Genomic DNA, 14,211 nt, shown 5'->3' with positions numbered 1-14,211 from the left:
TGTCAGAGCCAAGGGTCCAATCGTCGGGAGGACATATGGACGTAACCCCTCTCCCCACCAATGAAACCGAACGCCAGAACAGGGTCCGCGCGCTGCGGCCGCTGGAAAATCGACAGGACGAGGTCTTCGAGAAGCTGGTGCAGATGGCCACCCGGTATTTCGAGGTGCCCATCGCGCTGATCTCGATCATCGATGACAACCGCCAGTGGTTCTGCGCCAGGGTGGGCCTCGCCGTGAGCGAGACTCCCCGGCGTGACGCGTTCTGCGCCCACGCGGTGATGTCGGAGCAGTTGTTCCAGGTCGGCGATGCGCGCCTGGACGAGCGCTTTTGCGACAACCCGCTGGTCACCGGCGAGCCCGGCATCCGCTTCTACGCCAGCGTGCCGCTGCTCACCGAGGAGCGCCTGGCCCTGGGCAGCTTCTGCATCATCGACAGCGAGCCGCGCCCGCCGCTGTCGGCGCGCGATGCCGCCATGCTGGCGTCCCTCGCGGAACTGGCGATGCTGCGCCTGCGCAACATTCGCGAGGCGACCTTCATCGACCAGCCAACCGGCCTGTACAACCGCTTGCGCCTGGAGGAGGACGTGGAGGGCGCGCTGCGCGCCGGTCAGCGCATCACCGTGGTCGCGGCGGACATGATCGCGCCGGCCTTCCTCAACGACATCGTCAAGGTGCTCGGCTACCCCTTCTCGGCGGCGTTGATGCTGCTGATCAAGACCCGTCTGCAGCAGGCGCTGCCGGAGGGGCACCTGCTCTACAAGATCAGCCCCACGCGCTTTGGCTTCATCATCCACGGCGCCCGGCGCGAGGCCGTGGAAAGGCTCTCCCACCGCCTCGCCGACGTTTTCTCGGCGCCCATCGAGTGCGAGGGCATCCCGCTGCAGATCCGCTTCGGCGCCGGCATTCTCGATCTCGATCCGCAGACGGACAATCGCGACTGGCTGCGGTTGCTGGTCAGCTCCGCCGACAACGCCCGGGAAACCGGGGTGCGCTGGCGCTACTACGAGGCCGCACTGGACCATGCCCAGCAGCGTGCCTTCATCCTCCTGTCGTCGTTGTCCAGGGCGGTGCACGCCGAGGACCAGCTGCGTCTGGAGTACCAGCCCCGTGTCGACCTGGTCAGCGGTCGCCTGGTCGGGGTCGAGGGGCTGCTGCGCTGGCGCCACCCGCAACTGGGAGGCATCAGCCCGGCGGAATTCATCCCTCTTGCCGAGCGCACCGCGCTGATCCGCCCGTTGAGCCTGTGGGTGGCCGAGCGGGCCATCGTGCAGGCCCGCGAATGGCAGCGGCAGGGCTGGGGCTGGAAGGTGTCGATCAACGTCTCGGCCAGCGACATGGACGATGCCGATTTTGTCGACCGCATCATCGAGCTGGTGCGCAGCCACCAGATCGACGGCTCATGCCTGGAGCTGGAGTTCACCGAAAGCGTGCTGATGAAGAACCCGGAGGAGGTGCGGCGCAACCTGTTCCGCCTGCGCGACCAGGGCATCGAGCTGGCCATCGACGACTTCGGCACCGGCTACAGCAACTGGTCCTACCTGCGCGACCTGCCCGCCAGTTCGGTGAAGCTGGACCAGTCGTTCATGCGCAACGTGCAGACCGAGCTGCGCGACCAGCGGGTGGTGGGCGCGGTGATCCAGCTCGCGCGGCAATTGGGCTATCGCGTGGTGGCCGAGGGCGTGGAGACCGAGGAGCTGTACCGCCTGATGCAGTGGTGGGGCTGCGACGAGGTGCAGGGCTACTACGTGGCCCGACCGATGTCACCGGAGCAGCTGGAGGAGTGGCACCGCTCGCGCAGCTGACCCGGGCCGGCGAGGGCCCGGGCAGGCGGAGCGATCAGGACAGGGCGGGCTGGCCTTCGGTGGCCGGGCCGGCCTGGGCGAGGATGAAGGCCTGGGGCACCAGCGGATGCAGCGCGGCATCCGTTTCCTGGCGCACGGCTTCGGCCTCGTCGAGCAGGTGGCGCCAGGTTTCCGCATCCAGCCCGGCGAAATCACGCAGCGCGTTGATATAACCCTGTGCCACGCCGAAACGGTAGGCGAGGGTGCGTCCATCAGCGGCGTTGCGCATGTGCTGCAGCTGTTCGCGGGCTTGGGACAGGGCCAGTTCAGGGGAAATATTCATCGAAGTTCGACTCCTTCGTAACGATATGGCGCTTCGATCGCCACCTGGCGCATCGATATGATGTTGATCTCATATCTATATGAAGGGTTCAGGTCAGTTTCGCGGTTTTTGCAGCGAACAGGGCAGGCGGGGGCGATTTCATCCGCGAAAGGCATCGCGAATGAATTGGCTCTGTCTGCGTTAAGTGTTGCTAGAAGAATTGAGCCCAGCTGATTGCCGAGTTCTGGTGATGTTTCTGGTTTCGCCCACCCGGGCGAGTCTCTTTTAACAATCGTCGGAATGCCGAACCACTTAAAAGGAACCAAAAGGGCTTGCCCCATCATCCGGCCCGACTGCGTCGGGTTCCCTCACTCCATCGTTGCTCTGGGGGCCGGCGCGATGGGCCATCCATGGCCTGGCGCGCCTCTCGCGGCATCCATGCCGCTCGTCCCCCGGCTCCTGGAGGGGCGTTGGCGGCTGCCCCACCTTTCTTCGTCCAGCGCATCGCCACGTGGTGCGCACGGGCTTTCGTAGGATGGTGTAGAGCGAAGCGAAACCCATGCGGTGGAGGTGGTACGAACTCTTGGACGCCCGGAAAGGGCCATGCTTGAGCGCTTGCTTTAAAACCACAACAGCTAACGCAGACAGAGCCAATTCATTCGCGAAAGGCCCTGCCCGCTGCATCGCGGTTGAAACCGCTCCCACGCCAGCAAGCCGGTTATCGCGGGCCATAAAAAAGGGATGCCGAGGCATCCCTTTTTCGTTGCATCTGGCTCAGCGGCCGAGGCGCAGGCTGCGTACCAGGGCGAGGGTCAGCAGCAGGGCGGTGGCGGCCCAGCCGATCGCCTGGATATTGCCCAGGGTCTCCTCATAGAGCTGCGGGATGATGCCCAGGCCGATGAACAGAGCCAGCAGGGCGATCTCGCGGCGCGGTGCTTTCACCGGGCGGCACAGGTAGACCACCGCCGGCAGCAGCAGTGCGGCGCTGGGGAAGCTGCGGTAGCGGGCGTCGAAGACCAGGGCCAGCATCAGCACGGCACCGGCGAAGCCAGAGGCGGACAGCCACCAGCTGGCACGGGTGTCGAGCCAGGCGAACAGGCGGCCACGGGCGCCTTCGCGGGTCGACAGCGCCAGGGCGCCGTGCATCAGCACCACCAGGTTGAGGCCGACGATGAAGGCCGCCCAGGCCCATTCACCGGCGAAGCGAGCGGTGATGCGTGCCAGTTCGGCCCACATGCCGATGCAGCCGGCACCCAGTGCGGCCAGCAGGGGCAGCAGCAGGGCGGCGCGGCTGGAGGCGGGGCGCCCGGCGACGATCAGGGTGAGGGCGAAGATCAGCCCGCTGACGGAAAGCCACAGCGGCCAGTTCGGCAGGTTGGAAACCGGGCCGGCGAGCACGCCCTTTTCGGTGCGGTCAGCACTGAAAAGGCCCCAGTAGCCGCCGACAGCGCCTTCGCTTTCGCGCTTCCAGGGCTGGTCGAAGGCTTCGATCAGGTTGTAGCGCCAGCCGTTCTCTTCGGCCATGTGCACGAAGCCACGGATGAACAGGGCTTCGTTGACGCGGCTGGGCAGGGCGGTTTCACGCTGGCGGCCTTCGCTGGGCCAGCCGGTTTCGCCGATCACGATGTCCTTGGGTGCGAAGCGCGTGCCGAACTCCTCGCGGATGTCCTTCACGTGGGCCAGGGCCTCGTGGATGCCGGCGGGGTCGTCTTCCCAGTAGGGCAGCAGGTGAATGGTGAGGAAGTCCACCGCCGGGGCGACTTCGGGGTGCTTGAGCCAGAACTCCCACACGTCCGCGTAGGTGACCGGCTGCTTGACCTGGGCCTTCACCTGGCCGATCAGCTTGGCCAGCTGGGCGCCGGTGACTTCCTTGCGCAGCAGGGTTTCGTTACCGACGATCACCGCCTCGACCACGTCCGGGTTGGCGTTGGCGGCCTTGATCAGCGCGTCGATCTCCTTGCCGGTGTCCACCGGGTTGCCGTTGACCCAGGCGCCGAGCATCAGCTTCAGGCCATGCTTGCGGGCCAGCTCCGGGATGGCTTCGAGGCCGGTCATGGAGTAGGTGCGCACGCAATGGAAGCGGGTGGCGAGCAGTTCGAGGTCGGCGTCCATGCGCTCGGGGCGCAGCACGAAGGGCTGGTCGAACGGCGACTGGTCCTTGTCGAACGGGCTGTAGGAGGCGCATTGCAGCTTGTGCGTCGGGGTGGCCGCATCGGGCAGGATCACCGGCTTGCCCTGGCCGTACCAGAGGGCGGCGAGCAGCAGCAGGGCGGCGATCGAGGCGAGCAGGTAGGGCAGAACGGGGAAGTGACGGGTCTGGCTCATGGGCTAAGGGCGCGTGGTGGCGGCAAAGCCGCGCATCTTAGCGGATTCAGCTGTTCGGTAGGAATGCGCTGGCCACCTGCTAACTGGTTTCAGCGCATTACCGAGGTGTTTTCCGGCCCGTTCAGGCGTGCTGGTGCAACCAGTTGCCCCGAGGCGCCTCCGGGCCTTCGGCCTTGGCCTTCTCGAAGCGCTTCCAGACCTTCTCGTGGACGTAGAAGCCCACGGAGTTGACCAGCGGCTCGACGATCGCCACCAGGCCACCGATGGCGACGCTACCGGTGAGCAGGTAGGCGACGGTGAAGGCGATGCCGAAGTGCATGACGGTGAAGGTGACGGTCTTGAGCATGATGGGTCTCCCTGCAGATGGGAATGATTCCGAGTTACGTGCAGAGTAGAGGCCCTGTTCCATGTAAGGAAATATGCATGGGAAATGGTGCTGATAGAGCGCCTATATGAATGGCCTACGACCTTGGTCGAGAAAGCCCCGACGCTACGACTAAGGTCGTCTGTTGCCTGTGTACGAGCGTTCTAGAGTTGTTTTCACCACTAACGTGCTGTGTAGAGGACAACAACAATGAACGACAGCATCTACCAGCGGATTCACGAGAATCCGCGATTCCAGGAGTTGGTCGCCAAGCGCGAACGCTTCGCCTGGATTCTCTCCGCCATCATGCTCGGCCTGTACCTGGCCTTCATCCTGCTCATCGCCTTCGAGCCCCAGGTGCTCGGCACCAAGCTCAGCCCGGGCTCGTCCATCACCTGGGGCATCCCGATCGGCGTCGGCCTGATCGTCTCCGCCTTCGTGCTCACCGGCATCTACGTGCGCCGCGCCAATGGCGAGTTCGACCGTCTGAACCGCGAAGTCCTCAAGGAGGCGCAGCAATGATCGCGCGCATTCTCTCCATCTGCGGCATTGTCGGCCTGATGGCCGTGGCCCCGGCCCTGTGGGCCGCCGGCGCCCTCGAAGGCGACGTGCAGCGCCAGCCGCTGAACGTCTCCGCCATCGTGATGTTCGTGGCCTTCGTCGGCTTCACCCTCTACATCACCTACTGGGCGTCCAAGCGCAGCAAGTCGACCGCCGACTTCTATACCGCCGGCGGCAGCATCACCGGTTTCCAGAACGGCCTGGCGATCGCCGGTGACTACATGTCCGCGGCGTCCTTCCTGGGTATTTCCGCCCTGGTCTACACCTCCGGCTACGACGGCCTGATCTATTCGATCGGCTTCCTCGTCGGCTGGCCGGTGATCCTCTTCCTGATCGCCGAGCGCCTGCGCAACCTGGGCAAGTACACCTTCGCCGACGTCGCCTCCTACCGCCTCAAGCAGAAGGAAATCCGCACCCTGTCCGCCTGCGGTTCTCTGGTGGTGGTGGCCTTCTACCTGATCGCGCAGATGGTCGGTGCCGGCAAGCTGATCGAACTGCTGTTCGGCCTGAACTACCACGTGGCCGTGGTCCTGGTGGGCGTGCTGATGGTGCTCTACGTGCTGTTCGGCGGCATGCTGGCCACCACCTGGGTGCAGATCATCAAGGCGGTGATGTTGCTGTCCGGCGCCTCCTTCATGGCGATCATGGTGCTCAAGCACGTCAACTTCGACATCGGCATGCTGTTCAGCGAGGCCATCAAGGTCCACCCGAAAGGCGAGGCCATCATGAGCCCCGGCGGCCTGGTGAAGGACCCGATCTCGGCGATCTCCCTCGGCCTGGCGCTGATGTTCGGTACCGCCGGCCTGCCGCACATCCTGATGCGCTTCTTCACCGTCAGCGATGCCAAGGAAGCCCGTAAATCGGTGTTCTTCGCCACCGGCTTCATCGGCTACTTCTACATCCTCACCTTCATCATCGGTTTCGGCGCCATCCTCCTGGTCAGCACCAACCCGATGTTCAAGGACGCCACCGGCGCGCTGCTGGGCGGCAACAACATGGCGGCGGTGCACCTGGCCAACGCCGTGGGCGGCAGCCTGTTCCTCGGCTTCATCTCGGCCGTGGCCTTCGCCACCATCCTGGCAGTGGTCGCCGGCCTGACCCTGGCCGGTGCCTCGGCGGTGTCCCACGACCTGTACGCCTCGGTCATCAAGAAGGGCAAGGCCAACGAGAAGGATGAGCTGCGCGTATCGAAGATCACCACCGTTGCACTCGGCGTCCTGGCCATAGGCCTGGGCATCCTGTTCGAGAAGCAGAACATCGCCTTCATGGTGGGCCTGGCCTTCTCCATCGCGGCCAGCTGCAACTTCCCGGTGCTGATCCTTTCCATGTACTGGAAGAAGCTGACCACCCGTGGCGCCATGATCGGCGGCTGGCTGGGCCTGATCACCGCGGTCGGCCTGATGATCCTCGGCCCAACCATCTGGGTGCAGATCCTCGGTCATGCCGAAGCCATCTACCCCTACGAGTACCCGGCGCTGTTCTCGATCCTGGTGGCCTTCGTGGGTATCTGGTTCTTCTCCATCACCGACAAGTCCGCCGCTGCAGACGAGGAACGCGCACGCTTCTTCCCGCAGTTCGTCCGCTCGCAGACCGGCCTGGGCGCCAGCGGCGCCGTCGCCCACTGATCCACGCACCACTCCGTGACATTGGGCAGCCTTCGGGCTGCCCTTTTTGTTTGGGGCGGGGTTGAACAGGGGAGAGGAGGGGCAACGTGCAGTTCCGAGAGGGCGGGTGCGTCAGGGGGAAGAACAGAAAGATCAGTAAGGGTGGATTACGAGGGTGGGATCAGCTTCGAAGAAGCGGTGGGCTTAAGCCCACCCTACGCCCACCCTGTGCGTCATAGGGGCTGCTGCAGGTGGGATGAGGAGAGAGGAGGGGGTGCTCGCCTCGCGAACCACATCCGCCAATGTGGCCCGGGAGGGAGCGTGGTCAGATACGGCCCAATATCATCAGAACCAGCAGGATGATCAGCAGGGTGCCGATGATGCCAGAGGGACCGTAACCCCAGCCACGGGAGTGGGGGAATACAGGCAGGCCGCCAATGAGCAGCAGAATCAGGATGACGAGCAGAATGGTACTGATACCCATGGTGGAACTCCTTCTATGAACCTTGTTCTTGGACTTCCCGGAGCCGCCGCACACTTCATGCATCGCTGCATGCAAGGTGAGTGACCGCTCCTGTAAATTCCGACTTCGCCTGTTTTGCAAAGGTTCATGAAAGATTCTTGCGCGGGCGTTTTTGCCGAGTGAAAACAAGGGCTTGCCGACTATCAGAAGTTAGGGGCGAGCCACGGAAACGAACGGGGACAGCAGGATGCTTTATCGGATTGCAGCGGACGCGGTGGTGCTTTTCCACCTGGGTTTCATCCTCTTCGTGCTGCTGGGTGGCCTGCTGGTGCTGCGCTGGCCGAAGCTGGCGCTGTTGCACCTGCCCGCCGCCTGCTGGGGCGTGACCGTCGAATGGCTGCACCTGATCTGCCCGCTCACACCGCTGGAAAACAGCCTGCGCCGCGCGGCCGGCGAGCAGGGCTACGAAGGCGGTTTCATCGAGCACCACGTGTTGCCGGTGATCTACCCGGCGGGCCTGACGCCGGGCATCCAGCTCTGGCTCGGCGGCATCGTCGTCGGCCTCAACCTGCTGGTCTACGGTGTTCTCCTGGTGCGCCTGCTGCGTCGCGCCCGCTAGCGCCTGTCGAGGGTGCGCGCAAGGCGCCGATGCGTTGATTTGCCCCCGTCATTCAGCGCCCTGATTTCGCGCTTTGGCGGGTGACGCCTCGCTAAACTGCGGAGCACCAACGCACATACCAAGAAGGCAACCTCACCATGCAGAACCGCATCATGATCACCGGCGCTGGCTCCGGTCTGGGCCGTGAGATCGCCCTGCGCTGGGCCCGTGAAGGCAGCAAGCTGGCCCTTTCCGACGTCAACGAGCCCGGGCTGGCGGAAACCCTCGCGCTGGTCCGCGAAGCGGGCGGCGACGGCTTCACCCAACGCTGCGACGTGCGCGACTACAGCCAGCTCACCGCCTTCGCCCAGGCCTGCGAGCAGAAGCTCGGCGGCATCGACATCATCGTCAACAACGCGGGCGTGGCCTCCGGTGGCTTCTTCGAAGAGCTGTCCCTGGAAGACTGGGACTGGCAGATCGCGATCAACCTGATGGGCGTGGTCAAGGGCTGCAAGGCCTTCCTGCCGCTGCTGCAGCGCAGCAAGGGCCGCATCGTCAACATCGCCTCCATGGCGGCGCTGATGCAGGGCCCGGCGATGAGCAACTACAACGTGGCCAAGGCCGGCGTGGTGGCGCTCTCGGAAAGCCTGCTGATCGAACTCAAGCAGGAAGGTGTCGGCGTGCACGTGGTCTGTCCGTCGTTCTTCCAGACCAACCTGCTGGACTCCTTCCGTGGCCCGACCCCGGCCATGAAGCAGCAGGTGGGCAAGCTGCTGGAAAGCTCGCCGATCAGCGCCGCCGATATCGCCGACTACATCTTCAATGAAGTGGCCGCCGGCACCTTCATGATCCTGCCCCACGAGCAGGGCCGCATGGCCTGGGCGGTGAAGCAGAAGAACCCGCAGATGCTCTACGACGAGATGTCCAACATGTCGGACAAGATGCGCGCCAAGGGCCGCCAGCAGGCGTGAGCCCTTTCGGCCCGGCTCCACGCAGGTGGGGCCAGGCCTACCAGCTGCGTTTAGTGGCTGGTTTTTCTGTCCGGTCGGTCAGTTTATCCATGCCGGTGGCTTGCCCGGCTGCGCTTTCGCGGAGTAGGGTTGCTCCCCCGGCGTGCATGCCGACGACCTTCTGGACTCCCTGTGAAACCTGCTTCCCGAGCCCTGTTCATGCTGGCTCTGGTGCTGGCGGCGATCAACCTGCGCCCTGGCATCACTTCCCTTGCCCCCCTGATCGAACGCATCGCCAGCGAGCTCGACCTGAGCCGTGGCCTGATCAGCCTCACCACCGCGTTGCCGGTGCTGTGCATGGGCCTGCTGGCGCCCCTGGCACCACGCCTGGCCATGCGCTTTGGCCTGGAACGGGTGATCGCCCTGTGCCTGCTGCTCATCGTCATCGCGTGCGGCGTGCGCGTGGCCGGGCACGCCAGTGCGGTGCTGATCGGCAGCGCCGTGCTGTTGGGGGCCGGCATCGCCATCGCCGGACCGCTGGTGTCCGGGTTCATCAAGCGCCATTTCCATGACCAGGTTGGCCGCGTGGTCGCCTGGTATTCCCTGAGCATGACCATCGGTGGCGCCTCCGGTGCGGTGCTCACCGAGCCGGTGACCCAGGCGCTGGCCAACGAGTGGTCGATGGGCCTGGCGTTCTGGGCGTTGCCGGCACTGGCCGCGATGATCCTCTGGCTGTTCCTGCCCAACCGTGCGGAGACGAGCAGCGAGGCCGGGGGCTCCGGCGGGCTGCCCTGGCGTGAGCCGCGTGCCTGGCTGATCACCGCCTTCTTCGCCATCCAGGCCGGGCTGTTCTACGCCCTCACCACCTGGCTGGTGGCGCGTTACCACGAGGCCGGCTTCAGTGTGCTGCGCAGCAACAGCCTGTTCAGCCTGTTCATGCTGGTGGGGCTGCCCAGCGCCTTCATCCTGCCCTGGCTGGCCCAGCGCTACGACAACCGCTACCAGCTGCTGCTCGGTTGCGGCATCACCAGTTCGCTGTGCCTGGGGATGATCACCTTCGCCCCCGGCCTCTACCCCGAGGTCTGGGCGGTGCTGCTGGGGCTGGGGCTTTCCGGCTCCTTCGCGCTGTCCATGGTGCTGCCGCTGTACGAGGTGAACACCTCCCTGGCGGTGAGCCGCTGGACGGCGATGATGCTCTTCGCCGGCTACAGCCTGGGCAGCCTGACGCCGGTGCTCGCCGGCCTCGGTCGCGACCTGGGCGGCAACTACCAGTTGCCCTTCATGGTCTTCACCGGCCTGGCGGTGACCATGTGCGTGCTGGCCTGGATGTTGGGCCGGCGCCGGGCCTGATGGGGCCTGGTCGAGGAAATCAGCGGCAATTCCTTTCCTGCCTGGCAGCCCTGTGATAGAAGGCTGCCACTGTTTTTCTGGAGTGCTCGCGTGGACTCTGAATCCATCGTCTATGGCTGCATCCGCGACTGGCCGTCGGACGACGGCGAGGTGCGGCAACTGCGCCGCGCGACCAACCGCCGCGTGATCGAAAGCCTGCCTGCCGGCGACATCTGGCCCTTCCTCGGGCGCGAGATGTTCTCCTTCAGCGCCCACCCCGGCCAGGGGCTCTACCAGACCCAGGTGATCCACTTCGGTGCCAGCTACGCGGCGGTGGAGTACGAGTGGAACCTGTGGGTGCAACAGTTCGAGGCCCTGCTCAAGCAGCTCTACTGGGGCAGTGCGGTGGTGCACCTGGAGACCGAGCTCAACGGCACCCACACCTTCCGCTGGGAAAGCGAACAGGGTTTCCACAGCCCCCAGGAAGCCAACCTGCGCGTACGCTGCGCCTGGGAACGCGAAGGCGCGTTGCGCGGCTGAACACACCTGGCGCGCTCCTTGCCTTCAGCGCATTGCAATGAGCGGCAGCGTGAGCCGCGCCCTGATCGGCTCCAGACGAGGACATCCCCCCATGCTCAACTACCTCTGGTTCTTCCTCGCCGCACTCTTCGAGATCGCCGGTTGCTATGCCTTCTTCATGTGGCTGCGCCTGGATCGCAGCGCCTGGTGGATCGCCCCCGGGCTGCTCAGCCTGCTGTGCTTCGCCCTGCTGCTGACCCGCGTCGAAGCGGCCTACGCCGGTCGCGCCTATGCGGCCTACGGTGGCATTTACATCATCACCTCGCTGCTCTGGCTGGGCCTGGTGGAGCGCACCCGCCCGCTGGCCAGCGATTGGCTGGGCGCGGCGCTCTGCGTCGCGGGTGCGCTGGTCATCCTGCTGGGCCCGCGCTTCTCCCAGAGCTGAAGGGCAACCCGTGCTTTCGTCGAATCCTGATACAGATGGGGGTGGCAAGGCGCTCCCGGGCTGCTAGATTTTCGTCCTCGGTCTCGATCATCCTTTCGCCAGGCCCGGTTACCCAACAAGAACAGGACGGACCCGCCATGGATACTTGTCAGAGCATTTCCGCTGCCGAATTGAAGAACCTGGTCCATCAGCAACTGCACGACTGTTCCCCTGCCCAGCAGGTGGTGTTCGCCGCCTGTCGCGTTCCCTTCTATGCCCACACCCGGCTGCGCCTCGGCGAGCTGGAGCCGGTGCTGGTCGTCGCCGAGCTGCCCAGCGGTCTCCTCTATTTCGAGGAGGCGGACGAGGGTTTCGGCCTTGGCGTGGCGGACGAGCACGGCGTGCTCCACTGCCATGGCCACGACCCGCTGGCACTGGCCCAGGCGCTTTCCCGCGCCGGCTTCTGAGGCTCTCCGGGCTGCCGGGTACCCCGGCGGCCATTCTGCCGATGCACTGTTCCCACAGCGTCATGCCTGTCGCCGGCTCGACAGCGTGGGTGCGCGCAAGGGGCACAATCGCGTAGCATCCGCCTGCGTGATGGCATTTTGCAATCTTCCGCCTGCCGCCGTCATTTCAGGCCCGTTCCGGGCACCGCTGGCTAAGCTTCTTGTCTGAAGCGAAGAGCTGGCTTCAACCACCATCAACATCAGCCGCTGCATGCAGCCGGCCCACAGGGGAGCGACGGATGGAGAAAGTAGAAGCCAAACGCCTGGCGCTGTTCCTGCGCACGCGCCTGGCTCTATGGCTGGCCTACTTCCTGATCCTGTTCGGTGGTGTGGTGGCCATCGGCGTCAACCTCTATCAGGTGTTCGACTCCCGCACTCACTACCTCAGCGAGGCGGACAAATCCAACGCCAACCTGGCCTACTCGGTTTCCCAGCACGCGGAGGAGACCATCAAGGAAGCCGACCTGATCCTCAGCGGCCTGGTCTACCTGCTGGAAAGCGCCGACCTGCATGACCAGCAGCGCATCAAGGGCCTGATCACCGCCTACAAGCTGCGCGCGCAGCAGCTGTCCGGCATCTACGTGTTCGACAGCAGCGGGCGTTGGCTCCACTACACCAGCGCGCCGCCGTCGCCCACCACCAGCAGTGCCGACCAGGAATACTTCCAGCACCACCTCAACTCGGTGAGCCGCGACATCGAGGTCAGCTCGCCCATGCAGAGCCGTTCCACCGGCGAGTGGGTGCTGCCCATCTCGCGCCGCCTCAACGGCACCCATGGCGAGTTCGCCGGGGTGGTGCTGGCGACCATCCGCATCAGCTACTTCAACGCCTTCTACAAGGACTTCGACATCGGCCGCAACGGCGCCATCCTCCTGGCCGAGAACGACGGCACCCTGGTGGTGCGGCGCCCGGTGATGGAGCCCGGCACCGGCAACCTGAAGGACAGCCCGCTGTTCATGGACGACCTGAAGAACTCGCCGGTGGGCACCGGCGCCGGCCTTTCCAGCCTGGACGGCCGCGAGCGCGTCTACGCCTACCGGGTGCTGGACGGCTACCCGCTGCTGGTGGTGGCCGCGATGCAGAAGAGCGAAGTGCTCACCGAATGGCGGCAGAAGGCCGTGGTGCTGGTGACCCTGGTCACCGGTCTGGTGTTGGCGCTGATGAGCATCGGCGTGGTGCTGGTGCGGCGTACCCGCCAGCGCCTGCTGGCGGCCCGCAGCATCCAGCTGGAGAACGAGGAGCTGTCGCAGCTGGCGGCGATAGACGGCCTGACCGGCATCGCCAACCGCCGGCAGTTCGACAAGACCCTCAACGAAGAATTCCAGCGCGCGGCGATCATCCGCCAGCCCATCTCGCTGCTGATGATCGATGTGGATAACTTCAAACTGTTCAACGACACCTACGGCCACCGTGCCGGCGACCTGTGCCTCAAGGCGGTGAGCGAGGCGCTCAAGGTGATCAAGATCCGCTCCACCGACCTCATTGCCCGCTACGGCGGCGAAGAGTTCGCCATCATCCTGCCGCACACCGCGCCGGCCGGCGCCCAGGTGATCGCCGAGAGCGTGCGCGCCGCCGTCGAGACGAAGCACATAGAGCACCTGGGGGCCCAGGCCGGCGTGGTGACCGTGAGCATCGGCATCCACAGCATGATCCCCCGCCCCGGCGACCTGCCCGAGATGCTCATCCAGAGTGCGGACACGGCCCTCTACGCCGCCAAGCACTCCGGGCGCAACAAGGTGCGCAGCTTCGGCTGAGTGCAGCCCGGCCCTCCAATAACCCTGAATCCGGTCGCTTTGCAGGGCTGCGGGCCGCAGCCCGTCTGCTTATGCCATCCAAGCGAACACTTATTGCCAATTCTTCTTGAAATTAATATTGCGCGCAAAATAAATGCGAACTAATCTTTGCTCCATGGAATCGCTTAGCGCACAAATCTACAGCGAACCAAATAACTCCCAATCGCTATCCAGAGGAATACATCATGAGCATCGAAAACGTCCTGTACCGCGCCTATGCAGAAGCCACCGGTGGCCGTGAAGGCCGCGCCATCTCCTCCGACGGCGTCCTCGACGTCTCCCTGACCACCCCGCGTGAACTGGGTGGCGCGGGCGGCGAGGGCACCAACCCCGAGCAACTGTTCGCCGCCGGTTATTCGGCCTGCTTCCTGGGGGCGATCAAGTTCGTCGGTGCCCGTGACAAGTACGCCGTTCCGGCGGACGCCTCCATCGAAGGCATCGTCGGCATCGGCGCCATCCCCACCGGCTTCGGCATCGAGGTGGAACTGCAGATCAGCCTGCCGGGCATGGACAAGGACAAGGCGCGTGAGCTGGTGGAAAAAGCCCACATCGTCTGCCCCTACTCCAACGCCACCCGCGGCAACATCGACGTCACCCTGACCCTGGTCTGAGGCGACGGTGGAATGAAAAAGGGCCCTTCGGGGCCCTTTTTGCGTTTGGGAGAAACAGTGT

16 protein-coding genes are annotated in these 14,211 nt (G+C 64.9%); 11 read left to right on the top strand and 5 right to left on the bottom strand.

Annotated elements, in window-relative coordinates; translation table 11 throughout:
• Positions 1-35: 35 nt before the first annotated feature.
• Positions 36-1,802 carry a GGDEF and EAL domain-containing protein gene (locus tag RTW82_RS17730; protein WP_316925866.1) on the top strand — a complete coding sequence of 589 codons (1,767 nt, stop codon included), beginning with the start codon at positions 36-38 and terminating at the stop codon, positions 1,800-1,802.
• 34 nt (positions 1,803-1,836) lie between these two features.
• Here RTW82_RS17730 and RTW82_RS17725 read toward each other — a convergent pair whose 3' ends face one another.
• The 4 genes from RTW82_RS17725 to RTW82_RS17710 form a co-directional block, all read right to left on the bottom strand.
• Positions 1,837-2,124: a hypothetical protein gene (locus tag RTW82_RS17725; protein WP_316925865.1), complete on the bottom strand. Its 288-nt coding sequence runs from the start codon at positions 2,122-2,124 to the stop codon at positions 1,837-1,839.
• A complete protein-coding gene (locus tag RTW82_RS17720) occupies positions 2,121-2,447 on the bottom strand; it encodes a hypothetical protein (RefSeq protein ID WP_316925864.1) in 327 nt (108 codons plus the stop codon). The genes RTW82_RS17725 and RTW82_RS17720 overlap by 4 nt, the downstream gene beginning before the upstream one ends.
• Positions 2,448-2,877: 430 nt before the next feature.
• Positions 2,878-4,428 carry a beta (1-6) glucans synthase gene (locus tag RTW82_RS17715; RefSeq protein ID WP_316925863.1) on the bottom strand — a complete coding sequence of 517 codons (1,551 nt, stop codon included), beginning with the start codon at positions 4,426-4,428 and terminating at the stop codon, positions 2,878-2,880.
• A gap of 121 nt (positions 4,429-4,549) precedes the next feature.
• The gene (locus tag RTW82_RS17710) at positions 4,550-4,774 is read right to left on the bottom strand and encodes a DUF2061 domain-containing protein (protein WP_316925862.1); all 225 of its coding nucleotides are present in this window, start codon (positions 4,772-4,774) and stop codon (positions 4,550-4,552) included.
• A gap of 228 nt (positions 4,775-5,002) precedes the next feature.
• Here RTW82_RS17710 and RTW82_RS17705 point away from each other — a divergent pair, with 228 nt between their 5' ends.
• Together RTW82_RS17705 and RTW82_RS17700 are read left to right on the top strand one after the other, a co-directional pair.
• Positions 5,003-5,314 carry a DUF485 domain-containing protein gene (locus RTW82_RS17705; protein WP_021221278.1) on the top strand — a complete coding sequence of 104 codons (312 nt, stop codon included), beginning with the start codon at positions 5,003-5,005 and terminating at the stop codon, positions 5,312-5,314.
• Positions 5,311-6,978, top strand: coding sequence for a cation acetate symporter (locus tag RTW82_RS17700; RefSeq protein ID WP_316925861.1), 1,668 nt, complete (start codon positions 5,311-5,313; stop codon positions 6,976-6,978). Before RTW82_RS17705 ends, RTW82_RS17700 begins: the two co-directional genes overlap by 4 nt.
• 304 nt (positions 6,979-7,282) lie before the next feature.
• On the opposite strand, the gene RTW82_RS17695 is transcribed toward RTW82_RS17700, so the two are convergent.
• Positions 7,283-7,441 (bottom strand): DUF3309 family protein, encoded by a 159-nt coding sequence (locus RTW82_RS17695; protein ID WP_021221276.1) that lies wholly within the window; start codon positions 7,439-7,441, stop codon positions 7,283-7,285.
• A 226-nt stretch (positions 7,442-7,667) separates the two neighbouring features.
• On the opposite strand from RTW82_RS17695, the gene RTW82_RS17690 reads away from it, so the two are divergent.
• The 8 genes from RTW82_RS17690 to RTW82_RS17655 all read left to right on the top strand — a co-directional run bounded on the left by RTW82_RS17690 (position 7,668) and on the right by RTW82_RS17655 (position 14,150).
• Positions 7,668-8,039: a DUF2784 domain-containing protein gene (locus RTW82_RS17690; protein ID WP_031288404.1), complete on the top strand. Its 372-nt coding sequence runs from the start codon at positions 7,668-7,670 to the stop codon at positions 8,037-8,039.
• 137 nt (positions 8,040-8,176) lie between these two features.
• Complete coding sequence (locus RTW82_RS17685) at positions 8,177-8,989, top strand: SDR family oxidoreductase (protein WP_316925860.1); 813 nt, start codon at positions 8,177-8,179, stop codon at positions 8,987-8,989.
• A gap of 171 nt (positions 8,990-9,160) precedes the next feature.
• Complete coding sequence (locus RTW82_RS17680) at positions 9,161-10,318, top strand: CynX/NimT family MFS transporter (protein WP_184487784.1); 1,158 nt, start codon at positions 9,161-9,163, stop codon at positions 10,316-10,318.
• Between the two features lie 90 nt (positions 10,319-10,408).
• Positions 10,409-10,837, top strand: coding sequence for a hypothetical protein (locus tag RTW82_RS17675; protein ID WP_021221272.1), 429 nt, complete (start codon positions 10,409-10,411; stop codon positions 10,835-10,837).
• A gap of 91 nt (positions 10,838-10,928) precedes the next feature.
• Entirely contained in the window at positions 10,929-11,261 is a 333-nt protein-coding gene (locus RTW82_RS17670) for a YnfA family protein (protein WP_021221271.1), read from the top strand.
• 137 nt (positions 11,262-11,398) lie between these two features.
• The gene (locus tag RTW82_RS17665; RefSeq protein WP_021221270.1) at positions 11,399-11,707 is read left to right on the top strand and encodes a hypothetical protein; all 309 of its coding nucleotides are present in this window, start codon (positions 11,399-11,401) and stop codon (positions 11,705-11,707) included.
• 278 nt (positions 11,708-11,985) lie between these two features.
• Positions 11,986-13,500 (top strand): sensor domain-containing diguanylate cyclase, encoded by a 1,515-nt coding sequence (locus tag RTW82_RS17660; RefSeq protein WP_052351389.1) that lies wholly within the window; start codon positions 11,986-11,988, stop codon positions 13,498-13,500.
• A gap of 224 nt (positions 13,501-13,724) precedes the next feature.
• The gene (locus tag RTW82_RS17655; RefSeq protein WP_021221268.1) at positions 13,725-14,150 is read left to right on the top strand and encodes an organic hydroperoxide resistance protein; all 426 of its coding nucleotides are present in this window, start codon (positions 13,725-13,727) and stop codon (positions 14,148-14,150) included.
• The last annotated feature ends 61 nt before the right edge of the window (positions 14,151-14,211 follow it).

This window comes from Pseudomonas sp. zfem005, from assembly GCF_032621735.1.
GTDB lineage: Bacteria > Pseudomonadota > Gammaproteobacteria > Pseudomonadales > Pseudomonadaceae > Metapseudomonas > Metapseudomonas solani.
Note: the sequence above shows the minus strand (reverse complement) of the source record. Positions and strands in the feature narration are given on the sequence as shown.